This is a genomic window from Croceicoccus sediminis (assembly GCF_007570835.1).
In the GTDB taxonomy this organism is placed as follows: Bacteria; Pseudomonadota; Alphaproteobacteria; order Sphingomonadales; family Sphingomonadaceae; genus Croceicoccus; species Croceicoccus sediminis.
This window is the reverse complement of sequence record NZ_SUNC01000002.1, coordinates 260,587-283,195: the sequence shown is the minus strand read 5'-3', so window position 1 is coordinate 283,195 and position 22,609 is coordinate 260,587. Positions and strand designations below refer to the sequence as shown.

The window sequence follows — 22,609 nt, the reverse complement described above, 5'->3', positions numbered from 1 at the left end:
ACTAGTGCTCTGATGGCCGGAATTATCTGTTCCTTAGGGCGCCTATCTCGTGAGGCAGGTTACTTGAGAACGGATTGTTCGGCACCTTCCTGTACGCAGCAAGATTGTCGAGCCACGACAATCGCCGCTCAATCCCGGTTGTCACTGCATCAGTCGTCATCTCGACCGTGATACCCTTGATCGAAACTCCCTGACCGAAGATGTCAGCAAGGTTGTCAGGATCGACCTGTCGGACCGTCATGGGGTCCTCGATATCAGCGAACGTCACCAGCATAGGATAGGCTTCGCGTGGCACGTCGGCATCGCCTTCAGTCTCTTTCAATTGGCGAATGGTTCTGATGGAGCCGTAATCACCGCGATACCTAGGTGGATCAAATGCTGCGTGAGCGATGCTGTCTGCCTTGTCTAGAAGGGCAAAAAGGAGATGCCCGCCGCCCAGATCGACAACAACGGCTTCACCTCTAGCTTGAGACCGGACGCCTCTTGCTTCGGGCAAAATGAAAGGACTGTCGCCTGTCTCGGTGACCGATACCTGGAGCACGCCGGACCCCGCCTTGATTCCATCTGGTGTATCGACCTCGACAGTGAGGCGGTATCGAAAGGTTTCAGATTTTGAGAAGATGCACCCGGTCAACGCGAGCGAGAGAAGGATGAGCGCAGCCAAGTTTCGTAATTGAGCCGTTCTGCAGAGATGAACAGTTTCAGCGCGCCGCATTCTTGTCTTGTCGCCCAATTCCGCCGATGCGGCAAGGTCCGCTTTCCACCCCAAAGTCAGACACTCGAAACCATCTGCACCGTTCCCGAAAGCTGACGCTCCAGATCTGGCCCTGGCCTCGCTAACGCCGCTCCCGAAAGAAACCGCGGAGCAGTTCAGCCGCTTCCGTTTCGCCGATGCCGGGATAGACTTCGGGCCGGTGCAGGCACGTCGCCTGTTCGAAGGTGCGGCAGCCGTGTTCCACCGCGCCGCCCTTGGGATCGGACGCGCCGTAATAGACGCGCGCGATTCGGGCGTGGGCGATGGCACCTGCGCACATCGGACAGGGTTCGAGCGTGACATAGAGGTCGCAGCCGGTAAGCCGCTCATCATCCAGCACTTGCGCCGCGCGGCGAATCGCCAGCATTTCGGCATGGGCGGTCGGGTCTTTCATCGCGCGCGGCGCGTTGTGCGCGCTGGCGATCACGGCGCCATCCTTCACGACGACCGCGCCCACCGGCACTTCGCCCACCTCGGCGGCCTTGCGCGCTTCGCCCAGCGCGGCCTGCATCGCAGGGGGAAGCGGCCATCTTTTGGCGGTTTCGTTCATTTCACCCGCCGACTTGCCCGAATCGATAGAATGCGGCAATGGGGCCTCGCACCGGAAACGGTTCAGCGCCCGTTTGCTTGACGGACGGGCCTGTCGCCGCTATGCGCGCCGCTTTCCGACAACGGATTCACTGTTTTACAAGCGAGTTTAAAGCCATGTCGCGCATCTGCGAACTGACCGGCAAGGGTCGTCAGGTCGGCCACAACGTGAGCCACGCCAACAACAAGACCAAGCGTGTCTTCCTGCCGAACCTGCAGAACGTCACGCTGCTCAGCGAAAAGCTGGAGCGCAGCTACAAGTTCCGCGTTTCGACGCACGGCCTGCGTTCGGTTGAGCACAATGGCGGTCTCGACAACTGGCTGATGAAGACCAGCGATACCAAGCTTTCGCCGCGCGCCCTCAAGGTGAAGCGCGAGCTGAAGAAGGCTGCCGCCGCAGCCTGATTTCTCCCGCAAGGGAAAATTGAAGAAGCGCCCGCGAGCTATCGCAGGGCGCTTCTTCGCGTTTCCAGTTTGAGCAGGATCGTGCGCTGAATGATCTGCGCGTCGTTGCTGTCGGACACGATCCAGATGGTCAGCGCACCGCCTGCGCCTTCCTCGACCGCCATGCCTTCGTAATTGTCGGACAGGCCGGGCCCGTCGATTCGCCCGATCAGCCGGGCAACGACCCGCCTTGCCGGGCCGACATCATCCAGGTCGAAGGCATAGAGCGCGCTTTCGAACCGGAACGGCAGTCCGAACTTGCGCCCCAGGACCAGCACCGTGCCATCGGAAAGCACCGCCGCATCCACCGGGCGCAGGCCGTCGGGCATCTTGAGGTGGAACAGGTAGGGTTCGGGCGCCGCAACCGGGTCGCCGTCAAAGACCAGACCCGGGAAGGTTCCGTCCCGTCCCTCCTCGCGCCCCTCTCCGATCACGATGAAGCGCCCGTCGGGCGTGCGGGCCAGCGTTTCGGGCCCGCGCATGGCGGACCAGTGCGCCATGGCGGCAGGGCGGACCGAATCGGGCCTCTCGCCTAATGCGCCCAGCCGCGAAATCATGTTGTGGCTTTCGCTGACGAACCAGGTTTCGCCGCCTTCGCCAATGGCGATGGCTTCCGAATCGATCAGGGCAAACCCGCCCTTGCCATCGGGCACCAGCGCCCGTGCCGTCGCCAATTCGCCTTCGCCGGGTTTGGGCATCTTGATCAGCAGCCCACGATCGCTGACCGCGGCAAGTTGCCCGTCCTGCGTGATGGCCAGCCCGGACAGCGAGTGAAACTCGCTCGCCCCGCCGGTCAGGCGCCATGCCCCCGCAAGGGTGAGCGGGCCGTCGCCGCTCAGCGCCGCACCCTCTATCGGCTCGGCCGAAACGGGAAAATCGAACAGGATTCGCGTTCCGCGCGGGACCGTGCGGTCCGGCACGAACAGGATCAGCCACACGAACAGCAGCAGGGCCAGAAGCCTGCCTGCCCGCAGGAGCCGCCGCATCAGTTGCCCATCGGCCCCGTGAACAGCAGCGGATCAAGTCGTGCGTCGTTCCACTTCAGGCTCCAGTGCAAGTGCGGACCGGTCGCCCGCCCGCTGGAGCCGACAAGGCCGATACGCTGCCCCTGCTTCACATGATCGCCTTTCTTCACGAAAAGCTCCTGCGAATGGAGGAACGCGCTGTTGAGGCCCATGCCGTGGTCGATAATCAGCAGCTTGCCTTCGAGCGAGAAGTCATCGACCGCCAGCACGACGACACCGTCCGCCGGGGCGACGTAGGGCGTGCCTGCGCCGGGCGCGATGTCGATGCCCGAATGGTAGCTGCCCGGTTCGCCTCGATAGATGCGCTGCGATCCGAAAAGGCCTGAAATACGCCCCTTCACCGGCCAGATGAAATCCTCGCGCCAGCCCTGCGCGCCGGTTTTTTCGGCGCGAGAGGCATTGATCGCCTCAAGCTCGGGCATGCGGCGCTTCATGAAGGCCTCGCTCGGCCCGCCGGTGCGGCGGGCGGCGTTGATGTGTTCGATCCGCCAGTCTCGCGGGCTGATCTGTAGCGGCTTCGTCACTTTCGACCCGTCGCTACGCGTAGCGACCAAAGTGGCGATCGGGCCTGAATCGCGGTCGAAGGCGGCAAGAAACCGGCCATCGGCATCCAACGCCACCGGATCGCCGTTCAGCGTCAGCGAAGTGGTGCCGACGGGCGCATCGCCGCGTAGCCAGCCGCCCTGCGTCATCTCACCCGATAGCGTGAAGGTGCCTGCGGGCAAGGCCTGCGGCGTGGGCGCGGGTGTCGGTGTGGGCGCAGGCGCAGGTCGCGCAGCCGGTGCGGATGCCGATGCCGCCTGCCCGCCGTCCGAAGGCGGTACGACGGTGCAGCCTGTCAGCGCGGCGGCAAGGGCGATGAAGGTAAGAGGCGCCTTGATCATCCCTTCGGCGAAAGCCGCTCTGTCGCGATTTCGCAGGTGGCGTAGGGTTCCTGACGCTCAACGCTCCAGTACCGGAGCATGTCGAGCTGGATCGGAACGCCGGACACGGCACAAAGGACATGGTCCCCCGCGCTCAATTGGCGAAAGCCGTTGGGGCCGTAAATCAGGCGGGCCGGTTCTTTAGTGCTCATCAACATTCATTCCAGATAGGCAAATGGACCTGTCAAAACAATGACTGCTGGCCCGAAGCGGGATCGTCCTGCGACGAGCGGCGCGCGGTCTTGCGCGGTCGCGGCGCGGGCGGAGCGGAATCGCCGGGGGTCACGTCCAGCGTACCATCACCGAATCGCAGGGTCAGTCCCGATTGCATGGCCGCAACCTCGCGCGTGGTCACCGCATGGCCACTGGGGTCGGTAACGACGGCATAACCGCGTTCGAGCGGGGCATAGGGGTTGAGCTGCGGCAAGAGACGCGAGAGCGCGGCCAGCGCCTGCGCCGCCTCGCCCACGCGTTTGCGCGCCAGCACGCCGGGATCGGGCACGCGGGCCAGATCGCGGCGCAGCTGGACGACGTGGCGTTGCAACAGGGCGGGGCGCAAGCCGCCGCCGCTTTCGGCCAGTGCCCGCCGCGCCTGTTCCGCCCGGCCCGCAAGCCCGCGGCGCAAACGGTCGGTCAGGTCGTCGAGCCGCTGGCCTTGTGCCTCAACCATCGTTTTGGGATCGGGCAGCCGCTCGCTCCACGATATCAGGCGTTCGCGGGCCAGTGCCACGGGCCGCACCACGCCGCGCCGCTGGCGAGCGGCATATTCGTCGAGCATTGCCATCAGTTCCTGCCGCACGGGAACCGCGATTTCGGCAGCAGCGGTCGGGGTCGGGGCGCGCAAGTCGGCGGCGAAGTCGGACAGGGTGGTGTCAGTCTCGTGCCCGACGGCGGAAATCGTGGGGATGGTAGATTCGGCGATGGCGCGGACCACGATCTCTTCGTTGAAAGACCACAGATCCTCGATCGAACCGCCGCCACGCGCCACGATCAGCAGGTCGGGCCTCGGCACCGGCCCGCCGGGGGCAAGCGCGGAGAACCCGCGTACCGCCGCCGCAACCTGCTCGGCCGAGCCCTGCCCTTGCACCATGACCGGCCAGACGACGACGTGGCTGGGAAAACGGTCGCCCAGCCGGTGCAAGATGTCGCGGATGACCGCGCCGGTCGGGCTGGTCACGACACCGATCGTGCGCGGCAGGAACGGCAGGCGGCGCTTGCGTTCGGGGGCGAACAGCCCTTCGCCCTCCAGCTTGGCTTTCAGCTTGGCGAGAAGCGCCAGGAGCGCACCCTCGCCGGCGATTTCCATCGATTCGATGACGATCTGGTATTTCGAACGCCCCGGATACGTCGTCAGCTTGCCGGTCGCGATGACCTCCACGCCGTCTTCGGGCCGGAACGCCAGCCTTCCGGCATTACCGCGCCACATCACGCCGTCGATCACGGCGTTTTCGTCCTTCAGCGCGCAGTACATGTGGCCCGATGCGGCGCGTTTGACGCCCGAAAGCTCTCCGCGCAGGCGCACATGACCGAAGCGATCCTCGACCGTGCGCTTCAACATGTTCGAGATTTGCGACACCGAGAGGGGTGCGGCGTTGTCCCCTTGCCTCTCCTTCGCTAGGAGCCGCGCGTCTTCATCATAATTTTCAGGGCGATTGGCCAATGAACTTCCTTTTGATCGGCTCGGGCGGACGCGAACATGCGCTGGCATGGAAGCTGGCGCAATCCCGCCTGCTGACGCCCGAGGGACGAGAGCCGGGGAAAATCTTTGCCGCGCCGGGCAACCCGGGCATTGCCGACCATGCCGAGTGCATAACGCTCGACGTGTCGGACCATGACGCGACTATCGCCTTCTGCGAGGAAAATCACGTGGGTCTGGTCGTCGTCGGCCCCGAAGCCCCGCTGGTCGGCGGCATCGCCGATGCCCTGCGCGGCGCAGGAATCGCGGTATTCGGACCCAGCCGGGAGGCTGCGCAGCTCGAAGGGTCGAAGGGTTTCACCAAGGACATGTGCCAGCGGGCGGGCATTCCCACCGCCGGTTACGTGCGCGCCGACACGGCGGACGAGGCGCTGGCCGCGCTCAAGGACTTTACTATCCCCGTCGTCATCAAGGCCGACGGTCTTGCCGCGGGCAAGGGCGTGATCATCGCCGAAAGCGAGAACGAGGCGGTCGAGGCTATCCGCGACATTTTCGGCGGGCGATTCGGCTCTGCCGGGGCGCAAGTCGTGATCGAGGAATTCATGCGCGGCGAGGAAGCGAGCTATTTCGCGATCACCGACGGCGCGACGATCATGCCGTTCGGGTCTGCGCAGGATCACAAGCGCGTTGGCGAAGGCGACACCGGCCCCAATACCGGCGGCATGGGCGCGTACAGCCCCGCCCCGGTGCTGAGCCCGATGCTGCGCGGACAAGTGCTGGAACGCATCATCGCGCCGACCGTGCGCCAGATGGCGGAAGACGGCACGCCCTATCGCGGTGTCCTTTACGCCGGGCTGATGCTGACCGACGAGGGGCCCAAGCTGATCGAATATAACTGCCGGTTCGGCGACCCGGAATGCCAGGTCCTGATGATGCGGCTGGAAGACGACCTGGGCGAGATCCTGCTGGCCTGTGCCACGAACTCGCTGGGCAAGCTGCGGCCTGCGCGCTTTGCCGATCGGACCGCACTGACCGTGGTGATGGCGGCCAAGGGCTATCCCGACACACCCGAAAAGGGCGGCGCGATCGGCGGGCTGGACGCGGCAGAGGCGAAGGGCGGGAAGGTCTTCCATGCCGGAACCGCGCAAAAGGACGGCCAGCTGGTCGCCAATGGCGGGCGCGTGCTGAATGTGACGGCCACGGGCGAAAGCGTCACCGCCGCGCAGAAGGCCGCTTACGAGATGGTCGACGCCGTGGAATTCCCCACCGGCTTCTGCCGCCGCGACATCGGCTGGCGCGAAGTCGAGCGTGAAGCGAAGGGCTGAGTATCGCGCTCAGCCCCGCGCGGGTCATCCCAGCCGCTTTGCGACCAGTTCCTTGAGGTCCGCCTCAGGCCGCGCACCATAGTGGCCGATGACTTCGGCGGCGGCGACCGCCCCCATCGTCAGGCAATCGGCAAGCGGTGCCCCGCTGACGTGGCCGTGCAGGAAGCCTGCGGCAAAGCTGTCGCCCGCGCCCGTCGTGTCGACGACTTTGGCAACGGGTTCGGCGGGGACTTCGGCCCGATCCGCACCGGCCACGGCAACCGCGCCCTTCTCGCTGCGCGTCGCGACGAGTACCGGCAATTTCGGCGCAAGCGCGGCAAGGCCCGCTTCGAAATCGGCAGCGCCGGTCAGGCCCATCAGTTCGACTTCGTTGGCGAAGAGGATGTCGATCAGGCCATCGTCGATCAGCTTGCGGAAATCGTCGCCGTGACGGTCCAGCAGGAAAGCATCGGACAGCGTGAAGGCGACCTGGCGGCCTGCCTTGCGCGCGGCCTCGATTGCGCCCTTCATCGCGGCGCGCGGATCGTCCGGGTCCCAGAGGTACCCTTCGAGGTAGAGCACTTTCGCACTGGCGATCAGGTCCGCATCGACGGCGCTGGCGGGCAAGTGCTGCGACGCGCCGAGGAAGGTGTTCATCGTGCGCTGACCATCGGGCGTGACGAGGACGAGGCACCGCGCCGTCGGCGGATCGCCGGCGCGCGGGGCGACTTCGTAGTGAATGCCCGCTGCCCGGATGTCATGCGCGAAAACCGCGCCAAGCTGATCGTCGGCGACCTGCCCGATGAACGCGGTGCGGCTGCCCAGGGCGGCAAGCCCGGCGCAGGTGTTCGCCGCCGATCCGCCCGAGATTTCGCGGGCCGGACCCATGTGGGCGTAAAGTTCTTCGGCCCGCGCGGTGTCGACCAGCGCCATCGCGCCCTTGTCGAGCCCTTCGGCCTGGAGAAATGCGTCTTCGCACGGCGAGATGACATCGACGATGGCGTTGCCGATGGCGAGGACGTCGAAACGGGTGTCGGTCATGGTCTGGCTTTGGGCCCTTGCAGTTCTTTATCGGGAATTGCGCAGCGGGTTAGGCGCAAGGGCCCGATACGGCAAGCACCGAACATCGCGTGCTTTATTGACAGCGGGCGCATGCTGGCATCTATCGTCACGCCCATGCAGGATGCCCGTTCAGCCCTTTCGATACCGCAGGCCTTCGCGCTGGCGACCACGCAGCTTGGCGACAGGCGGGTCATCTGGCTGCTGGTCAAGTCGATCCTGATCAGTCTCGTGCTGACCGTTGTGCTGGGGGTGGCGCTCGTCGCGCTGCTGGGCTGGGGGATCGGCGCGATCTTCGGGCTGGATTACGATCAGACGGTGCCGGGCGTGGGTATCGCGATGGTCGCGGTGCTGGGGCTGGTCGGCCTGATCGCGGCGTGGCTGGCCTGGCGCATCGTCGCGATGGCGGTGCTGCAGTTCTATGCCGACGATGTCGTCGAACTGGTCGAAGGCAAGTTCTATCCCGCGCTCAACCCGCGCGACCTGCCGATGGGCGAACAGGCGCGGATCGCGGTGCGCGGCGCGCTGCGAGCACTGATCGCGAACCTGATCGCCCTGCCCTTCGCGCTGGCGCTGGTCTTTACCGCGATCGGCCCGGCGGTGGTATTTGCCGTCGTCAACGCGTTCCTTCTGGGGCGGGAGCTTCAGGACATGGTGTGGATACGTCATCAAAAGGACGACAGCGCCGCGCCGCTGGGCTTTTCCAGCCGGTTCCTGCTGGGCCTTGCCGTTGTCGGAATGCTGGCCGTCCCGATCCTGAACCTGCTGGCCCCGTTCCTGGGGGCAGCGGCGGCGACCCATCTGGTGCATCGCGCCGCGCTGAGGCAGGGGAAGACCCATGCGTAATCTTGCCGCCCTGGCCCTTCTCCCCCTCGTCGCCGCCTGCGCAACCTCGCCCAACTATACCGTGCCGTCATCGCGCCCGGCGGGTTCGGCGGCGGTTCCCCCGCAGCAACCGCAGGTCCAGCCGCAGACCGGCTTTCGCGCGCCGCGAATCATGGATGCACCGGGCCTCGACGGCGTGATCGGCAGTGATGCGAGCGGGCTGGTCCGGCAATTCGGTACCCCGCGGCTGGACGTGTGGGAAGGCGATGCGCGCAAGCTGCAGTTTTCGGGCAATGCCTGCGTTCTCGACATCTTCCTCTACCCGCCCGCCCCCGGACGCGGCGAAACCGCGACATGGGTGGAGGCCCGCCGCAGCACCGACGGGCGCGACGTCGACCGGGCGGCCTGCGTTGCCGCGTTGCGTCGCCGCTAAACACGGATCACGGGATAGTAACCCGGTCTTAAGCTTGTTTGCGTAAGCCATTCCCCGACGAACAAGGGGTTTTGCGCGCTCATGACCATGCATTTCAGCGATATCGCCCGGCAGGCTGCTGCCGATCGCCAGATTTCGGACGAAGAAATTCTCCAGCTCCGCCGCGCCGGTTGGGGTGACGGACGGATCACGCCCGAAGAGGCGGAGGCGATCTTTGCCCTGAACGATTCGCTGGGCATCCGCACCGACGCCTGGGTCGATTTCTTCGTGGAGGCGATCGGCGAATACGTGCTCAACACGCTCGAACCGCGGGGCTACGTCACCGAGGAACAGGGCAGCTGGCTGATCGCGCGCCTCAACGCCAGTGGCAATGTCGAATCGATGGCCGAACTGGAACTGGTCGTCCGCCTTGTCGAACGCGCATCGAACGTGCCGGAAAAGATGAAGGTCTATGTCCTCGGCGTCATGGAACACGAAGTGCTGACCGGCACCGGACCCACGCGCTGTGGCGGCGAATTGTCGCACACGCATGTCAGCGCCGCGGAATGCCGTATCCTGCGCCGCGCGATCTTCGCCCCCGGTTCGGACCGCCCCGGCGCGGTAAGCCGCCGCGAGGCCGAAATGCTCTATCGCATCAAGGACGCCTGTCTGGACGCGAACAACGCGCCCGAATGGAAGCGCCTGTTCGTACAGGCCGTAGGCAACTACCTGCAGGGTTTCTCGTCCGAAAGCTCCCAGATCAGCCGCGAACGCGCCGCCGAACTGGAAACGTTCATGGCCGATGCCAGCTCCAACGTCGGCCGTTTCCTCGGCCGCATGGCCAAGACCAGTCCCAATCGTTTCGGCAAGGTCTTCGGCAAGAAGGGCACCGGAGCGCCGACCCGAGAACAGCTTGTCGCCGCCGATCACGCGGTCACGGCAAGCGAGAAGAAGTGGCTGGATGCGCAGATGTCCGGTAACGGCATGGTCGACGAATACGACCAGGCACTGCTCGACTTCCTCGACGGCGGGGACGCGCCTGTCGCCTAAATGCAAGTTTTGCCGTAGAAATTCGGTCAGGCGGTGCCGAGGCCGGTGGTTTGGGCAGACCCGGAGCGCAGCGTACCTCAGTACGTGAGCACCGGAAGCAGACCGAAACGCCGGCCGCAGGCCCGCATGGGCGGATTTATACGGTGAAACTTTCCCCGCAGCCGCACGATCCGGTGGCGTTGGGATTGTTGAACACGAAGCCTGCCTGAAAGTCGTCCTCGACCCAGTCCATCGTGCTGCCGATGAGGTAAAGCACGCTGGCACCGTCGATGAAGAACAGGCCGCCCGGTGTTTCGATCCGTTCGTCAAAGGCGTTCGCCTCGTCCACGTAGTCGACCGAATAGGCAAGGCCGGAACAGCCGCGACGCGGGGTCGACAGCTTCACGCCGATCGCCCCTTCCGGCGCCTTGGCCATGAGGTCGGCAATGCGCTGCTCCGCGCTGGGCGTCAGCGTGACAGCGGCCTTGGGGGCGGGGCGGGTTTTCGTGTCGGTCATAATTTCTTTTCCCAGAATTGGGCACTGCCCATCGCCGGATCAAGGGCATACGTCGCAAAGCCCTCGCTGGCGTAGAGCGCTTTTGCCCCTTCGTTGCCCGACAGGACCTCCAACGTGATCTTGCATGCGCCGCGCTTTCTCGCCTCTGTGGCGACGGCGCGCATCAAAGCCCGGCCAAGGCCCTTGCCCCGATGTTCGGGTAGGACTGCCAAGTCATGAATGTTGACCAGAGGCGCGCAGGCGAAAGTCGAAAATCCGGTGAAACAGTTGGCAAGGCCCGCCGGTTCACCGTCTTCACGCGCGATCAGGGTAAATGCGCCCGGCTGTTCGGCCAGCGCAGCCGGCAGGCCATCGCGTACCTTGGGCGAAAGCGGTTCGCCGCCGCCCATAGGGTCGCGCGCATAGGCATCGAGCAGCGCGACGAGCGCCGCGCCGTCCGCCGGATCGCGGTAATCGGCCAGGGCGATGGCCAGGGTCGAGGCGTTAGACGCGCTCACAACATTCCGAGTTCGAGCTTGGCCTCGTCGCTCATCTTCTGGGGGTCCCACGGCGGGTCCCAGATGAGGTTCACTTCGGCATCGCCCACGCCCGGCACCGCGCCGACGCGCAGTTCGACTTCGCCCGGCATCGATTCGGCGACCGGGCAGTGCGGCGTGGTCAGCGTCATGGTGACGACCGCGCGGCTGTTGTCGTCGATCTCGACGCCGTAGATCAGGCCGAGATCGTAGATGTTCACCGGGATTTCCGGGTCGTAGATTTCCTTCAGCGCGGTGATGACGCTTTCATAAAGGTCGCCGCCCGGTTCGTTACCCGCAACGCCTGCCGGCTTTTCCTTCAGGAAACCGTCGAGATAGTCCTTCTTGCGTTCCAGCTTTTCGCTGGCCGTTTCCGTGTCGTCGGCAAGGTCCTGAACGCGGGCGCGGCGCGGGACTTCCACGCTGCTCACTTCCTCGCTCAGCGGGCCTTCCGTCGGGGACGGGGCCAGGACACGGTCGGGGGTGTTGGTTTCGTCGTTTTCGGGGGTCATCCGAAGATCCTCATCGTACGTTCGATGCCGCGGATCAGCGCGGCGATATCGTCTTCGTCGGAATAGAGGCCAAAGCTGGCCCGGGCCGTGGCGGGAACGCCAAGGTGGTCCATCAGCGGCTGGGCGCAGTGGTGCCCGGCACGGATCGCGACGTTTTCCTCGTCCAGAATGGTGCCAAGGTCATGCGGGTGAATGTCGCCCAGCTGAAAGCTGACGATGCCCGCGCTGTCGTCCGGCCCGAACAGCCGCAGCGAATTGATCTTCGCCAGCTCGCTGCGCGCCTTGCGGCAAAGCTCGTCCTCGTGCCGCGCGATCTGTTCGATGCCGATACCCTCGACGTAATCGACGGCGGCGGCAAAGGCGATCGCCTCGGTAATGGCGGGAGTGCCCGCCTCGAACCGCTGCGGGGCGTCGGCCCATGTGGTCTTTGCAAACGTCACCCGGTCGATCATCGCGCCACCGCCCTGATAGGGGGGCATGGCGTCGAGGATATCTTTCTTCGCCCAGAGCGCGCCGATACCTGTTGGCCCGTAGATCTTGTGCGCGGAAAAGACGTAGAAGTCGCAGTCGAGCGATTTAACGTCGACTTTCGTGCGGGGAACGGCCTGACAACCGTCCAGCAGCAATTTCGCACCGACCGAACGGGCGAGTTCGGCGGCCTTTGCGGTATGCAGACGCGATCCGAGTACGTTGGACACGTGCGCCAGCGCGATCAGTTTCGTCCGTTCGTCAACCATTTGCTGCGCAGCATCGATGTCGATGCGGCCATCTTCGGTCAGCGGGCAGACGTCGATCTCTATCCCGACGCGGTCGCGCAGCATTTGCCACGGCACGATGTTGGAATGATGCTCCAGAACCGACAGCAGGACACGGTCACCCGCCTTCAGGTTTGCTGCACCCCATGTTGCAGCAACAAGATTGATCGCCTCGGTCGCGCCGCGGGTGAAAACGATCTCGTCCTCGGCCCCGCCGACCAGCCCGGCAACCTTGCGGCGCGCGGCTTCGTAACCCAGCGTCATTTCGGCAGAGCGCGAATAGACACCGCGGTGCACGGTCGCGTAATCGCGGCCCAGCGCGTCCGCCATCGCATCGACCACGGCCTGCGGCTTCTGCGCCGTCGCGGCGGTGTCGAGGTAGTGCCACGGGCTGCCGTCGGCATTGACCATGCCGGGGAAGTCCGCTTTGCGAGAGATCGTCTGCGTGCTCACAGCTGCGCACCTTCCAGAACCGACAGCGCGCGTTCCAGCAGGCGTTCGCCCAGTGCCTCGTCCTCGATATTCTCGAACGCGTCGGCGACGAAGGCCTGCACCTGCAGCTTGCGGGCGATCTCGGGCGGAATACCGCGCGCGGCCATGTAGAAACCCGCCATCTGGTCCAGCGCGCCGATCGCCGCGCCGTGGGCGCACTTCACGTCGTCGGCAAAGATTTCCAGTTCCGGCTTGGTATTCGCGCTCGCACCCTTTTCGAGCAGGATGGCGCGAAAGTTCTGAGCCGCGTCGGTCTTCTGCGCATCGCGCACGACCTCGATCCGGCCCAGGAAATTGCCGGTCGCCTTGCCCCAGTGAACCGCGCGCACGACCTGGTTGGACGTCGCATTGGGCTCAACATGGATGCAGCGGGTCACGAATTCGCGCGTTTCGTTGCCGCCGCCGATGGTGACGCCGCCGAATTCGAAATGCGCGCCGTCTTCCAGCGTGACTTCGCATTCCAGCCGGGCATATCCGGGCGCCGCGTTTACGGCGGACAGTTCGAATTTCCCGCTCTTGCCGACGCGCACCCGGATGCGTTCCACGCCGGTGACGTCGCGGCTTTCGGCGCGGCTTTCGCCCGCAGGAACCGCGATTTCGGTCCAGCCGGTCAGCGTTTCGGCGTCAGACGATTCCAGCGCGGCTGCATCGGCATAGCGCCAGTCTTCGTCACGCGTTGTGGGAAGTGTTGCCAGATCGGTCACACGACCTCCTCATAACCCTCGCGCTCAAGCTCCAGCGCCAGTTCGGGGCCGCCGGTCTTCACGATGCGGCCCTTGGCCAGGATGTGCACCTTGTCCGGCTTCACGTAATCGAGCAGGCGCTGATAGTGGGTGATGAGCAGCACGCCCTTGCCCTCTGCGCGCATGATCGAATTGATACCGTCACCAACCGTGCGCAGGGCATCGATGTCGAGGCCGGAATCGGTCTCGTCCAGAATGGCGAACTTCGGGTCGAGGATGCCCATCTGGACCATCTCGTTCCGCTTCTTCTCACCGCCCGAGAAACCGACGTTCACCGGACGCTTCAGCATGTCCATGTCCATGCGCAGCAGCGCGGCCTTTTCCTTGGCAAGCTTCAGGAATTCACCGCCGGTCAGCGGTTCCTCCCCGCGCGCCTTGCGCTGGGCATTGGCGGCCTCGCGCAGGAACTGGACGTTGGAAACGCCGGGGATTTCGACCGGATACTGAAAGCCGAGGAACAGGCCGGCGGCGGCGCGTTCGTGCGGTTCCATGTCCAGCAGGTCTTTCCCGTCGAACGTCACCGACCCTTGCGTGATCTCGTAACCGGGTCGTCCGCCCAGCGCGTAGGCCAGCGTCGACTTGCCCGCGCCGTTGGGACCCATGATGGCATGGACCTCGCCCGCGCCGACTTCGAGCGTCAACCCGTTCAGGATTTGCTTTGCCCCATCTGCGGTGGCGACTTCGGCGTGAAGGTTTTCGATTTTCAGCATCGTGCCAGTTTCTACCAAGTTAGTCTCTGTTCGGTCCGCGGTAGGTGCGGGGCTTGTAGCCCTGCCCGCTGTTCTTCTTTTCGTCGAAGTGCTTGGCCCGCGCCTCGCGGCGGTCGGCGATGCGCATCCGCATGCCGGCGGTGATGCGCTTCAACACGTCGTCGATATTGTTCAGGATGTCGTCGGCCTTGATCCGCATGACGCGGATGCCGACGGCCTCAAGGCTCTTGTCGCGGCGCTTGGCCAACGCCTCGTCCTCGCCTTCCTCGTCGATGTCGATCGCCATGCCGAGGGAGTGGCAGTTGAAATCGACGATCGCGCTGCCGACGACGGCGTGGCGGGTGAACTTGTGACGGCCGAGATCCGCCTTCGCGAACTTCTCGGCCAGCGCCTTGTGCGCAGGGGTCGAGTGCCGCCGCATCTCGCGCGCACGATCGTGCAGCGCGTCGAGGCGCGATTCGGAAATTTCCCAACCACGACCCTTCTTCTTGATCGTGGGTTCGGCGTCGTCCGATGCTTCGCGAAGCTTCAGCGTCTTCTTTTCAGTCATTTCGGTCATCCAACTGAACCCTCAAGCGAGATCGCGAGCAGCTTCTGCGCCTCGACCGCGAATTCCATCGGGAGTTCCTTCAGCACTTCCTTGGCAAAGCCGTTGACGATCAGGGCCACGGCCTCTTCCTCGCCCAGCCCGCGCTGCATCGCGTAGAACAGCTGGTCGTCGCTGATCTTTGACGTGGTCGCCTCGTGCTCGATCTGGGCACTCGGGTTCTTCACCTCGATATAGGGCACGGTATGCGCGCCGCACTCGCTGCCCAGCAGCAGGCTGTCGCACTGCGTGAAGTTGCGCACGTTGTCCGCGTTCGCGCCCACACGGACGAGGCCGCGATAGGTGTTGTCGGACTTGCCCGCGCTGATCCCCTTGGAAATGATCGTGGACCGGGTGTTCTTCCCGTTGTGGATCATCTTCGTGCCGGTATCGGCTTGCTGGTGATTGTTGGTGACGGCGACCGAGTAGAACTCGCCCACCGAGTTTTCACCGTTCAGCACGCAGGAGGGATACTTCCACGTCACCGCGCTGCCGGTTTCCACCTGCGTCCAGCTAACCTTGCTGTTCTTGCCCTGGCACAGCGCGCGTTTGGTCACGAAGTTGTAGATGCCGCCCTTGCCCTCGCCATCGCCGGGGTACCAGTTCTGCACCGTGGAGTACTTGATCTCCGCATCGTCGAGCGCGACCAGTTCGACCACCGCGGCGTGAAGCTGGTTTTCATCGCGCATCGGCGCGGTGCAGCCTTCGAGGTAGGAGACATAGCTGCCCGCTTCGGCCACGATCAGCGTCCGTTCGAACTGGCCCGTATTCTCGGCATTGATGCGGAAATAGGTCGACAGCTCCATCGGGCAGCGCACGCCCTTGGGCACGTATACGAAAGTGCCGTCGGAAAAGACCGCGCAATTGAGCGTGGCAAAGAAGTTGTCGTGCATCGGCACGACCTTGCCCAGCCATTGCTTCACAAGGTCAGGGTATTCCTTGATCGCCTCGCTGATCGAGCGGAAGATGACGCCCGCTTCTTCCAGTTCCTTGCGAAACGTCGTGGCGACCGAGACAGAGTCGAACACCGCGTCGACGGCAACCTTGCGCGCGCCTTCGACACCGGCGAGCACTTCCTGCTCGGCAATCGGGATGCCCAGCTTGTCGTAGACGGCCTTGATCTCGGGATCGAGTTCGTCGAGCGATTCCAGCTTCGGCTTCGCCTTGGGCGCGGCGTAGTAGTACGCGTCCTGGTAATCGATCGGCGGGAAATTCACTTTCGCCCAGTCCGGCTGCGGCATGGTCAGCCAGTGGCGATAGGCCTTCAGGCGCCATTCCAGCATCCATTCCGGCTCGCCCTTCTTGGCCGAGATGAAGCGCACGGTTTCCTCGGACAGGCCTTTTTCCGCAAACTCCTGCTCGATATCGGAGGAGAAGCCGTATTCGTAGGTCTCGAGCGCCTTGGCCGCGTCTTTGGCGGCGCGGTCCTTCTCGACAGCCTCTTCCTGCGCTGCTTTCAGAACTTCTGCCTGTGGGTCGTTCATGCGGATACTTCCAGATCGGTAATGTCTTGCGGCGCTTTCTCGTGGGCGAGATCGACCAGCGAAATGCCGGAAAGCGCAGAGCGGATGGCCCGGTTCACTTGCGGCCAGTGGGCGCGGGTGCCGCAGCGCAGTTCTATGGCGCAGTCGCCATCCTCGTCACAGCACTGGGTCAGCGCGATGGGGCCTTCGATGGCCTCGACAATGTCGGCCACGGTAATCGCGGCGGCCGGGCGGGCCAGGCGGAAACCGCCGCCTGCACCGCGCACCGAACGCAGCAGGCCAGCGGACGAAAGCCTGCTCACCAGCTTTTGTACGGTGGGCAGCGGCAGGCCGGTTTCTTCCGAGATTTCGGACGCATTGGTCCGGTCACCGCCACAGTGAAGGGCAGCGGCACGCATCGCCACGACGGCGTAATCGGCCATGCTGGAAAGCCGCATGTAAGATCGTGCTCCCGGGTGTCTACCAAGGGATCGATCCTTAATCGGAACGATCCGGTCCGGTTTCACCTAGGGATGCATTGCTACCGATTCAATGAAAACCGACTGTTGAGAGTCGTTTGCATTTGCCCCGGAATCGGCGCTTAACCGCCGCGGTCGACGATCACCGGATCGCAGAACGCAAAGGTGCCGCTGTCGTCGGTCGACTGCAGCAGGACGGCATATTCGTATTCCTGGCCTGCGGTGCCGCTGGACGTAACCTTGAGCTGCAGGTCCTGATCCGATGTGCCGGTGCGCGCGTTGAAAGCGATCTGGCCGTCCTCGACCAGCACGCCGATAAATGTGCCGCTCGCATCGGTCAGGGCAGTCCACGAGCTGTAACCGGCCGGGATGAAGCCGGTGTTCGTGGCGAACTCCCACTTGTTGTCCTGCGCGATGGTCAGTTCGACGATGCCATTCGCATCGGGCGTGATCTTGCGATGATCGACGATCACCCCGCTCTTGTTGACCTTGAAGTTCACCGTATTTGGCAGATTCTGACTTGCCATAGTCCCCACTCCTTTGCGTTATTCTGCAAATATTCCCCCGAAAGCAGAGGCAGGCACGCCGGCCCTATCCTCCGAGCAGAATTCCTGTTTGCCGCGCGTGCGGCGACACACCCTATCCTTCTGAAGCCTCTCCAGCACCGTGCGGTGGCCCGATGCCGCCAGCACCTCGCCTGCGCGGTCCCACGCCTTGCGCCGCGCCTTGCCGCCCGGTTTCTCGGCATCGCCGATCGCAATCAGGATCGCCGCGCGGGCCGGGGCGCTGCTCGCCAGCTTCTCGAAGTCGCCAGCATATTCCCTTTTGGCGTAGAGAGCGAGCGTTGCCGGTTCCGCAACGCCCAGCCCCGCAGCATAGGCCAGTGCGACGAGATAGAATTCGTCCGCCTCGTCCGTGCCGTTGCCCTCGCTGTGGGCGATCTTGCCGGAAATGGCGCGAAGATCGGCCGCCGCCTCGCCCTTGCCGCCCGCGCGCCACTTGCACAGCGCCATCTGCGCGCGGTCGAAATCGCGGTCCTGCGCCCATGCCTTGTTATCGGGGTCCAGCGCGATCAGCTCACGCCAGCGTCGGTCGGCCAGCTGCAGGCTGGCGCAACCTTCGTTCATCCGCCCCAGCGCGAAACGAAGGCCCGCCAGCTGGTCGAGCCCGATGGCACGATAGCGGTCGAGCTGGCGGTCCGAACCATCGTCGTAGGCATCGATCTGCAGGATCTGGCGGATGCGGCGCTTTTCCGCCGCGACCTCGTCACCTGCATAGGCCAGCGTCGTCGCCGCGTGCGAAATCGCCTGCACGATGAACATCCGCGTCATCCGGTCCTGCGGTTGGATCAGGCGGTAAAGCCGCTCAGCCTCGTCGAAAGAGGCGAGCGCATCGCCGAAACGGCCGATCTCGCGGTTGACGACGCCCAGGTTGAGCTCGCCCGAAGCCGCCTCCAGCTTCGAGGTCGGGTCGTCGGGTTTCAGCGCGACCAGCTTGCGGCCCAAATCGCGATAGCGGCCAAGGTGGACCGCCGCATTGGGCCAGTCGGCCTGTTCGTAAAAGCCGTAGCCGACCCAGAACTCGCTTTGCGAATGATCGAAAACGCGCTGCCAGTTGTCCGGATCGTCCTGCAAGGCAGCGCCCGTCGCTTTCGCCGCCTCGATGAAGCTGCGCCGTGCCTGTTCGGGCTGTCCGCGAAGGTTCGCGACTTCGCCGACGAGGTGCAGGGCTCGCGCCTTGCGGCCCAGAGCATCGATGTCGAGTTCGTCCTGGTCCTGATCCTCGTAATAGGACAGCGCCCGCTCTCCCACCGAATCGAGCACGTCGAGACGGCCCACTTTCTCGAGCCGAGGCTTCAGGTCGGTAATCATGAATTCGACCAGGCTGTCGGCTTGCGCCCGCTGATACTGCGCCTCGTCGCGGGCGCGCACGGCGGTGTAGGCCAGCAGGCTGGTACCGATCATGCCAAGGACCGAGGCCGCCGCCAATATCGCCAGCCGCCGGTGCCGCCGCTGGGCGTCGCGGCGCACGATCCGGTCCAGCTTGACCCCGATGATCCCGGCAACCAGCTTCAGCCGGGCCAGCCGCTTGCCGTCGCCGCCTTCGCGAAAATCGGCGGCCAGCGGCTCCACCCGCGTGTCGGTCAACTCTCCGTCCGGTCCGGTCGCGAAACGCAGTGCGCGCGGCAGGCATTCTTCGTCCTCCCGGCCCGGAATGTCGCTGGCATGCGGTTCGCCCGAAAGGATCGCGGCCAGCACCACGCCATCGGGCCGTACCGTGCGGAAATACCGGATTTCCTCGTCCACCCAGCGCGATTTCGCCGCGCGCGGCGAACAGATGACGACAAGACAGCGCGACGCGGCAATCGCCTCGCGCAGCCGGTCGCCAAGGTCGTTGGCGGCTTCCAGTTCCTGCCGGTCGCGGAACACGGGGAACAGGCGGCGGGGCAGGTCCCGCCCCTCGCCGTCCTGCAGGTGTCGGGGCAGGCGATAGGTTTCAAGCGCGCGGTGGAGCCATGTCGCAAACGGTATGTCCGCGTGCGAATAACTGATAAACGCCCAATAACTGGGCTCCGCCTCTTTAATCGCGGCGCCGTTCATTCCCGATGTCTCTGCCCCAAACACACAAGCATGCAACTTGCGCGCCCGTATAAGCCGGAACTATCGTTAACTCCATGATCCGCAACCCCGAACCTGACACGGTGCAAGCCATCGCACGCGGTTTCGACTGCGACGACGCGGTCGCGATGTCGCTGGCGCGGCAGGCGCAGCGCGTCAGTTTCGGGCCGCGCGACATCGTCCTGGCCAGCGGGCAGCGGGCTGAACACCTGTTCCTGATGATCCGCGGCCACGCCCGGATGCTGGCGATTTCCATCGACGGACGCATGGCCGTGATCGAGGAATTTCGCGATGGCGACCTGTTCGGCGAAGGCGCGCTGACCGACGACGGCGCGGGCAGCGAGACGGGAGACGAAGTCGTCGCCGTCAGTCACAGCACGGCCTGCAGCCTCGAATCGCACGTCATGGTCGCGGCCATGTCGGCCCATGCCAGCGTGGCGATGGCGATCTCGCGCCGCCTGCTCAAACGGTTGATGACCCAGAACCGCCGGATGGCAGAGGTGTCGACGCTGTCGACCGTCGGGCGCATCCATTCCGAACTGCTTCGGCTGGCACGTGACGGCGTGAACCTCACGATTTCGCCGCCACCGGTTATCACGCAATTCGCGCTCAGCCTTCAGACCACGCGCGAAACCGTGTCGCGCGCGATCAGCAAGCTGGAAAAGAAGGGCATCGTGAAACGGGAAGAGGACGGTCTGCGCGTCGTCGCCGAACACCGGCTCGAAGAACTGATCTTCTGATCTGCAAGGCCCGCCCGGCCTAGCCATCGCGCAGGGCGAAGAGGGTCAGGCCCTCGCACTCTCCGACAGGTTCGGCATAGACGACCCCCGGCACGCCGAGGAACAGGGCGGACGCGAAAGGCTCGCTCACCGTTACCACCCCTGGCAGCGCCTGCCCGGCAAGGCGCGACAGGTCCGCCACGCCGCGGCCTGCCAGCGCGGCGGGATCTTCGAACCAGTGGGCAAGCGCATAGTGGCCTGCGATCGACAGCGGCGCCTTGAAACTGTGCTGCCGAAGTTCGCAGGCAAACTGCCACGCGGCTTCCGGCGTGCCGAAGGCGGCAAGACGGTCGTTCCCGCACGACAGCATGACCGAAGGCTGCGCCTCCATCGCGGCGAGGGCGTCGCGCAGGGGATAGAGCAATTCGTCGGCCGCTTTCTCGAACGAGGCCTCGTCCAGATCGTCCAGCCCCGCGAACCCGATCAGCAGCATGGCGGCGAGCCGCCTGTCGGAGCGGCCTTCGCGCGGCTTGGTGGCAGAGGCGCGCACGCTTTCGACGCGGGGCCAGCGCAAGTGATGGCTGCGACGGCCCGCGTCCTGCCACCGGGTGGCATCGCGCGCGGTGGCGCGGCCCTGTCCCAGTTCACCCCCCTCGTCGTCGACGATGGTAAGCTGCACCGCCTCGCTCCCCATCATACAGGCGTGGAGTACCGCCGAACCCATCGCGACATCGGATGCCAGCGCGGTCGCCAGCGGTTCGTAGGCGCCGGTGTCGGTGGCCGTGGTGACAAGGCTTTCTGCGGCATCGAGGCAGGCGCGGAATCGCGCTTCCCACCCTTCGCCATAGGGGCGAATCGACTGGGCGACGAAAGCCTCCGGCGTCAGCGGCAGGACGACATGAAGCTGTGCACCGCGCGCCAGCAGGCGTTCCGCGATCAGGATGTCGGCCCCGGCGGCCAGTGCCCCAAAGCCGAAGCCGATCGCCTCTTCCTCAAGCACCGCGTCGATCCGGTCGGCCAGCGCGGCGACGTCGCGCGCGTCGACCCCCATGTGCCCGGCAAAGTGCAGCGAACGGGGCGGGCGGAATTCGTCCAGCCATTCCGCATCCTGCCCCCGCGCCTCGACGATCAGGCGCAACTGGCGCAGCGTGCTGGCCATGTCCTCGTGATTGTCGGGCGATGCCTGAAGCGCCGCGATCAGCGAGGCCCTGGCCCCGGCCCGATCTCCGACCAGCAGGAGCGCCTCTGCCCGCGTGGCGGCAAGGTAGAACGGCGTTTCGGCCAGTTCGGCGTCGTTTTCCAGCCATTGCGCGATTCCCGCGGCAAGGCTGCGCGCGCCTTCCTCGTCTCCCGAAAGCAGGCGCAGCGTCGCCACGTTGATGCGGGTATAGGGCTGAGGCAGCTGGGCGTCGGCCCGTTCGTAAAGCGACGCGGCCTCAGCCATCATCGCGCGCCGTTCCTCGCCCGACAGGCGCAGGGCGCGATCCTTGCGCAGGCGCCCCCTGACGGCGAGCGTCGAGGGTTCTTCCCGGCCTTCGGACCCGCCCGCCGCGAATAGGTGTTCGGCATGGTCGAGCGCACCTGCGCGCGCAGCCGTTATGATCGCGGGAAGCGTCGGCTTCATCGGCATTTACGGTCCTCGGTCAATTTCCGCCCCCGGACGGTCGTTGCGGGCAAGGGGTTAGCACAAACGCAGAAAGTCCGAACCCTCTCGGGCCCGGACTTTCTTTCGCCATGTTTTCCGGACGCGTCAGCGTGCGGGCGAACGCGGAGCCTTTGCGGGATCGACCGCGACCATGACCGGAAGGTTGTTCCGCGAATCGATGGCAGCTGCGACCTGCACCTCGGTGCGATCCATCGTATCGGCCATGCACTTGCGCACGAGAGCCATGACGCCTGCGCCGCGCAGTTCCTTGGCTTCGCAGACCTGTCGCGCAGCGCGGCGGACCGAGTTGCGAAGGTCCTTGACCCCCTCATCGCTCGTAAGATCGAAGGCCCAGGTATGGATCTCGATCGTACGCGTGGCCGGTTCGGCATGGGCGGCAGTGGTGAAGCCGGTGACAGCGACACCGGCGGCGATAATGGCGATGAATGCCTTGTTCTTGTACATGATAAGAGCTCCCCACAGTCTTGCATGTGATTGTTGCGACCAGACAAGAGATGCTCCCATTTTCGATTCGTTGCGCGTGATCGTCGTCACGAGTAATTTATTTATTTAAATAGAGATAGTTTCAGATCATATGAAATCTTAATAGAAACCGGATAGTATTAAGGCGCAAACTTCGATTTCTTTACTGACACGATTGTTTGTTTAATTTTTGCCCGGACTGATTTTTGGCGGCCCTGAAACGGCGAATGCCCGGATCTCGAAAGATCCGGGCACCCCCCACGGACACCGGCGCGGACAAACGCCGGTAGGCCTTGCAAGCGAGCCTTGGTCATCGGACCATGACGGAACAGGCTCAGCTCACAACGTACAGAACGGGAACTCCCCCAAGTCC

At 64.7% G+C, this 22,609-nt stretch carries 26 protein-coding genes; 6 read left to right on the top strand and 20 right to left on the bottom strand.

Annotation, left to right across the window (positions count from 1 at the left end; translation table 11 throughout):
* Window positions 1-22: 22 nt before the first annotated feature.
* Window positions 23-715 carry a hypothetical protein gene (locus FAX90_RS09490; protein ID WP_144097147.1) on the bottom strand — a complete coding sequence of 231 codons (693 nt, stop codon included), beginning with the start codon at window positions 713-715 and terminating at the stop codon, window positions 23-25.
* A 121-nt stretch (window positions 716-836) separates the two neighbouring features.
* Entirely contained in the window at window positions 837-1,304 is a 468-nt protein-coding gene (locus FAX90_RS09485; RefSeq protein WP_144097146.1) for a nucleoside deaminase, read from the bottom strand.
* A gap of 155 nt (window positions 1,305-1,459) precedes the next feature.
* Here FAX90_RS09485 and rpmB point away from each other — a divergent pair, with 155 nt between their 5' ends.
* The gene (gene rpmB, locus FAX90_RS09480; protein ID WP_144097145.1) at window positions 1,460-1,747 is read left to right on the top strand and encodes a 50S ribosomal protein L28; all 288 of its coding nucleotides are present in this window, start codon (window positions 1,460-1,462) and stop codon (window positions 1,745-1,747) included.
* Window positions 1,748-1,785: 38 nt separating this feature from the next.
* Here rpmB and FAX90_RS09475 read toward each other — a convergent pair whose 3' ends face one another.
* Genes FAX90_RS09475 through xseA form a run of 4 tightly spaced genes read right to left on the bottom strand, consistent with a single transcriptional unit; the run spans window position 1,786 to window position 5,442 of the window.
* Entirely contained in the window at window positions 1,786-2,772 is a 987-nt protein-coding gene (locus FAX90_RS09475; protein ID WP_144097144.1) for an esterase-like activity of phytase family protein, read from the bottom strand.
* Window positions 2,772-3,695 carry a M23 family metallopeptidase gene (locus FAX90_RS09470; protein ID WP_144097143.1) on the bottom strand — a complete coding sequence of 308 codons (924 nt, stop codon included), beginning with the start codon at window positions 3,693-3,695 and terminating at the stop codon, window positions 2,772-2,774. Before FAX90_RS09470 ends, FAX90_RS09475 begins: the two co-directional genes overlap by 1 nt.
* Entirely contained in the window at window positions 3,692-3,892 is a 201-nt protein-coding gene (locus FAX90_RS09465; RefSeq protein ID WP_144097142.1) for a DUF2093 domain-containing protein, read from the bottom strand. Before FAX90_RS09465 ends, FAX90_RS09470 begins: the two co-directional genes overlap by 4 nt.
* Window positions 3,893-3,918: 26 nt before the next feature.
* Window positions 3,919-5,442, bottom strand: a complete 1,524-nt coding sequence (xseA, locus tag FAX90_RS09460) for an exodeoxyribonuclease VII large subunit (protein ID WP_144097141.1) — start codon at window positions 5,440-5,442, stop codon at window positions 3,919-3,921.
* On the opposite strand from xseA, the gene purD reads away from it, so the two are divergent.
* A complete protein-coding gene (gene purD, locus FAX90_RS09455) occupies window positions 5,394-6,695 on the top strand; it encodes a phosphoribosylamine--glycine ligase (protein WP_144097140.1) in 1,302 nt (433 codons plus the stop codon). The two genes, xseA and purD, sit on opposite strands and share 49 nt — an antisense overlap.
* A 24-nt stretch (window positions 6,696-6,719) precedes the next feature.
* On the opposite strand, the gene FAX90_RS09450 is transcribed toward purD, so the two are convergent.
* Window positions 6,720-7,715 (bottom strand): adenosine kinase, encoded by a 996-nt coding sequence (locus tag FAX90_RS09450; protein WP_144097139.1) that lies wholly within the window; start codon window positions 7,713-7,715, stop codon window positions 6,720-6,722.
* A gap of 111 nt (window positions 7,716-7,826) precedes the next feature.
* Here FAX90_RS09450 and FAX90_RS09445 point away from each other — a divergent pair, with 111 nt between their 5' ends.
* The 3 genes from FAX90_RS09445 (at window position 7,827) to FAX90_RS09435 (ending at window position 10,020) form a co-directional block, all read left to right on the top strand.
* Window positions 7,827-8,579, top strand: coding sequence for an EI24 domain-containing protein (locus FAX90_RS09445; RefSeq protein ID WP_240704822.1), 753 nt, complete (start codon window positions 7,827-7,829; stop codon window positions 8,577-8,579).
* Window positions 8,572-8,991: a hypothetical protein gene (locus FAX90_RS09440; protein WP_144097138.1), complete on the top strand. Its 420-nt coding sequence runs from the start codon at window positions 8,572-8,574 to the stop codon at window positions 8,989-8,991. The genes FAX90_RS09445 and FAX90_RS09440 overlap by 8 nt, the downstream gene beginning before the upstream one ends.
* A gap of 81 nt (window positions 8,992-9,072) precedes the next feature.
* Entirely contained in the window at window positions 9,073-10,020 is a 948-nt protein-coding gene (locus tag FAX90_RS09435) for a hypothetical protein (RefSeq protein WP_144097137.1), read from the top strand.
* 136 nt (window positions 10,021-10,156) lie between these two features.
* Here the strand turns inward: FAX90_RS09435 and FAX90_RS09430 are convergent, their stop codons facing one another.
* From FAX90_RS09430 to FAX90_RS09380, 11 genes are all read right to left on the bottom strand, one after another.
* Window positions 10,157-10,516, bottom strand: a complete 360-nt coding sequence (locus tag FAX90_RS09430) for a HesB/IscA family protein (protein ID WP_144097136.1) — start codon at window positions 10,514-10,516, stop codon at window positions 10,157-10,159.
* A complete protein-coding gene (locus FAX90_RS09425) occupies window positions 10,513-11,013 on the bottom strand; it encodes a GNAT family N-acetyltransferase (RefSeq protein ID WP_144097135.1) in 501 nt (166 codons plus the stop codon). Before FAX90_RS09425 ends, FAX90_RS09430 begins: the two co-directional genes overlap by 4 nt.
* Window positions 11,010-11,543 carry an SUF system Fe-S cluster assembly protein gene (locus FAX90_RS09420; protein WP_144097134.1) on the bottom strand — a complete coding sequence of 178 codons (534 nt, stop codon included), beginning with the start codon at window positions 11,541-11,543 and terminating at the stop codon, window positions 11,010-11,012. The genes FAX90_RS09425 and FAX90_RS09420 overlap by 4 nt, the downstream gene beginning before the upstream one ends.
* Window positions 11,540-12,709, bottom strand: coding sequence for a cysteine desulfurase (locus FAX90_RS09415; protein WP_240704860.1), 1,170 nt, complete (start codon window positions 12,707-12,709; stop codon window positions 11,540-11,542). Before FAX90_RS09415 ends, FAX90_RS09420 begins: the two co-directional genes overlap by 4 nt.
* A gap of 38 nt (window positions 12,710-12,747) precedes the next feature.
* The gene (locus FAX90_RS09410; RefSeq protein WP_144097132.1) at window positions 12,748-13,494 is read right to left on the bottom strand and encodes a SufD family Fe-S cluster assembly protein; all 747 of its coding nucleotides are present in this window, start codon (window positions 13,492-13,494) and stop codon (window positions 12,748-12,750) included.
* Window positions 13,491-14,243, bottom strand: a complete 753-nt coding sequence (sufC, locus tag FAX90_RS09405) for a Fe-S cluster assembly ATPase SufC (protein ID WP_144097131.1) — start codon at window positions 14,241-14,243, stop codon at window positions 13,491-13,493. The genes FAX90_RS09410 and sufC overlap by 4 nt, the downstream gene beginning before the upstream one ends.
* Window positions 14,244-14,262: 19 nt before the next feature.
* A complete protein-coding gene (locus tag FAX90_RS09400) occupies window positions 14,263-14,802 on the bottom strand; it encodes an endonuclease domain-containing protein (protein ID WP_240704821.1) in 540 nt (179 codons plus the stop codon).
* Window positions 14,799-16,313 (bottom strand): Fe-S cluster assembly protein SufB, encoded by a 1,515-nt coding sequence (sufB, locus tag FAX90_RS09395; protein ID WP_144097130.1) that lies wholly within the window; start codon window positions 16,311-16,313, stop codon window positions 14,799-14,801. Before sufB ends, FAX90_RS09400 begins: the two co-directional genes overlap by 4 nt.
* Complete coding sequence (locus tag FAX90_RS09390) at window positions 16,310-16,750, bottom strand: SUF system Fe-S cluster assembly regulator (protein ID WP_144097129.1); 441 nt, start codon at window positions 16,748-16,750, stop codon at window positions 16,310-16,312. Before FAX90_RS09390 ends, sufB begins: the two co-directional genes overlap by 4 nt.
* Before the next feature lie 143 nt (window positions 16,751-16,893).
* Window positions 16,894-17,298: a hypothetical protein gene (locus FAX90_RS09385; RefSeq protein WP_144097128.1), complete on the bottom strand. Its 405-nt coding sequence runs from the start codon at window positions 17,296-17,298 to the stop codon at window positions 16,894-16,896.
* A gap of 18 nt (window positions 17,299-17,316) precedes the next feature.
* Entirely contained in the window at window positions 17,317-19,371 is a 2,055-nt protein-coding gene (locus FAX90_RS09380) for a toll/interleukin-1 receptor domain-containing protein (RefSeq protein ID WP_144097127.1), read from the bottom strand.
* Between the two features lie 74 nt (window positions 19,372-19,445).
* Between FAX90_RS09380 and FAX90_RS09375 the strand changes: the two genes are divergently transcribed.
* The gene (locus FAX90_RS09375) at window positions 19,446-20,129 is read left to right on the top strand and encodes a Crp/Fnr family transcriptional regulator (RefSeq protein ID WP_144097126.1); all 684 of its coding nucleotides are present in this window, start codon (window positions 19,446-19,448) and stop codon (window positions 20,127-20,129) included.
* Window positions 20,130-20,148: 19 nt separating this feature from the next.
* On the opposite strand, the gene FAX90_RS09370 is transcribed toward FAX90_RS09375, so the two are convergent.
* Window positions 20,149-21,738 (bottom strand): tetratricopeptide repeat-containing protein, encoded by a 1,590-nt coding sequence (locus FAX90_RS09370; RefSeq protein ID WP_144097125.1) that lies wholly within the window; start codon window positions 21,736-21,738, stop codon window positions 20,149-20,151.
* Window positions 21,739-21,858: 120 nt separating this feature from the next.
* Window positions 21,859-22,218 carry a UrcA family protein gene (locus FAX90_RS09365; RefSeq protein WP_170234927.1) on the bottom strand — a complete coding sequence of 120 codons (360 nt, stop codon included), beginning with the start codon at window positions 22,216-22,218 and terminating at the stop codon, window positions 21,859-21,861.
* Window positions 22,219-22,609: the final 391 nt, after the last annotated feature.

What these genes read in the sequence shown, in the direction of transcription:
- xseA (WP_144097141.1), bottom strand. Translation starts at nt 5,442, where the DNA reads ATGCCAGCGCATGTTCGCGTCCGCCCGAGCCGATCAAAAGGAAGTTCA.
- FAX90_RS09400 (WP_240704821.1), bottom strand. Translation starts at nt 14,802, where the DNA reads ATGACCGAAATGACTGAAAAGAAGACGCTGAAGCTTCGCGAAGCATCG.
- FAX90_RS09390 (WP_144097129.1), bottom strand. Translation starts at nt 16,750, where the DNA reads ATGCGGCTTTCCAGCATGGCCGATTACGCCGTCGTGGCGATGCGTGCC.
- FAX90_RS09385 (WP_144097128.1), bottom strand. Translation starts at nt 17,298, where the DNA reads ATGGCAAGTCAGAATCTGCCAAATACGGTGAACTTCAAGGTCAACAAG.
- FAX90_RS09435 (WP_144097137.1), top strand. Translation starts at nt 9,073, where the DNA reads ATGACCATGCATTTCAGCGATATCGCCCGGCAGGCTGCTGCCGATCGC.
- FAX90_RS09445 (WP_240704822.1), top strand. Translation starts at nt 7,827, where the DNA reads ATGCTGGCATCTATCGTCACGCCCATGCAGGATGCCCGTTCAGCCCTT.
- FAX90_RS09415 (WP_240704860.1), bottom strand. Translation starts at nt 12,709, where the DNA reads ATGGTCAATGCCGACGGCAGCCCGTGGCACTACCTCGACACCGCCGCG.
- FAX90_RS09450 (WP_144097139.1), bottom strand. Translation starts at nt 7,715, where the DNA reads ATGACCGACACCCGTTTCGACGTCCTCGCCATCGGCAACGCCATCGTC.
- rpmB (WP_144097145.1), top strand. Translation starts at nt 1,460, where the DNA reads ATGTCGCGCATCTGCGAACTGACCGGCAAGGGTCGTCAGGTCGGCCAC.
- FAX90_RS09380 (WP_144097127.1), bottom strand. Translation starts at nt 19,371, where the DNA reads ATGAACGGCGCCGCGATTAAAGAGGCGGAGCCCAGTTATTGGGCGTTT.
- purD (WP_144097140.1), top strand. Translation starts at nt 5,394, where the DNA reads ATGAACTTCCTTTTGATCGGCTCGGGCGGACGCGAACATGCGCTGGCA.
- FAX90_RS09365 (WP_170234927.1), bottom strand. Translation starts at nt 22,218, where the DNA reads ATGTACAAGAACAAGGCATTCATCGCCATTATCGCCGCCGGTGTCGCT.
- FAX90_RS09440 (WP_144097138.1), top strand. Translation starts at nt 8,572, where the DNA reads ATGCGTAATCTTGCCGCCCTGGCCCTTCTCCCCCTCGTCGCCGCCTGC.
- FAX90_RS09375 (WP_144097126.1), top strand. Translation starts at nt 19,446, where the DNA reads ATGATCCGCAACCCCGAACCTGACACGGTGCAAGCCATCGCACGCGGT.
- FAX90_RS09370 (WP_144097125.1), bottom strand. Translation starts at nt 21,738, where the DNA reads ATGCCGATGAAGCCGACGCTTCCCGCGATCATAACGGCTGCGCGCGCA.
- FAX90_RS09475 (WP_144097144.1), bottom strand. Translation starts at nt 2,772, where the DNA reads ATGCGGCGGCTCCTGCGGGCAGGCAGGCTTCTGGCCCTGCTGCTGTTC.
- FAX90_RS09430 (WP_144097136.1), bottom strand. Translation starts at nt 10,516, where the DNA reads ATGACCGACACGAAAACCCGCCCCGCCCCCAAGGCCGCTGTCACGCTG.
- FAX90_RS09485 (WP_144097146.1), bottom strand. Translation starts at nt 1,304, where the DNA reads ATGAACGAAACCGCCAAAAGATGGCCGCTTCCCCCTGCGATGCAGGCC.
- sufC (WP_144097131.1), bottom strand. Translation starts at nt 14,243, where the DNA reads ATGCTGAAAATCGAAAACCTTCACGCCGAAGTCGCCACCGCAGATGGG.
- FAX90_RS09465 (WP_144097142.1), bottom strand. Translation starts at nt 3,892, where the DNA reads ATGTTGATGAGCACTAAAGAACCGGCCCGCCTGATTTACGGCCCCAAC.
- FAX90_RS09420 (WP_144097134.1), bottom strand. Translation starts at nt 11,543, where the DNA reads ATGACCCCCGAAAACGACGAAACCAACACCCCCGACCGTGTCCTGGCC.
- FAX90_RS09490 (WP_144097147.1), bottom strand. Translation starts at nt 715, where the DNA reads ATGCGGCGCGCTGAAACTGTTCATCTCTGCAGAACGGCTCAATTACGA.
- sufB (WP_144097130.1), bottom strand. Translation starts at nt 16,313, where the DNA reads ATGAACGACCCACAGGCAGAAGTTCTGAAAGCAGCGCAGGAAGAGGCT.
- FAX90_RS09470 (WP_144097143.1), bottom strand. Translation starts at nt 3,695, where the DNA reads ATGATCAAGGCGCCTCTTACCTTCATCGCCCTTGCCGCCGCGCTGACA.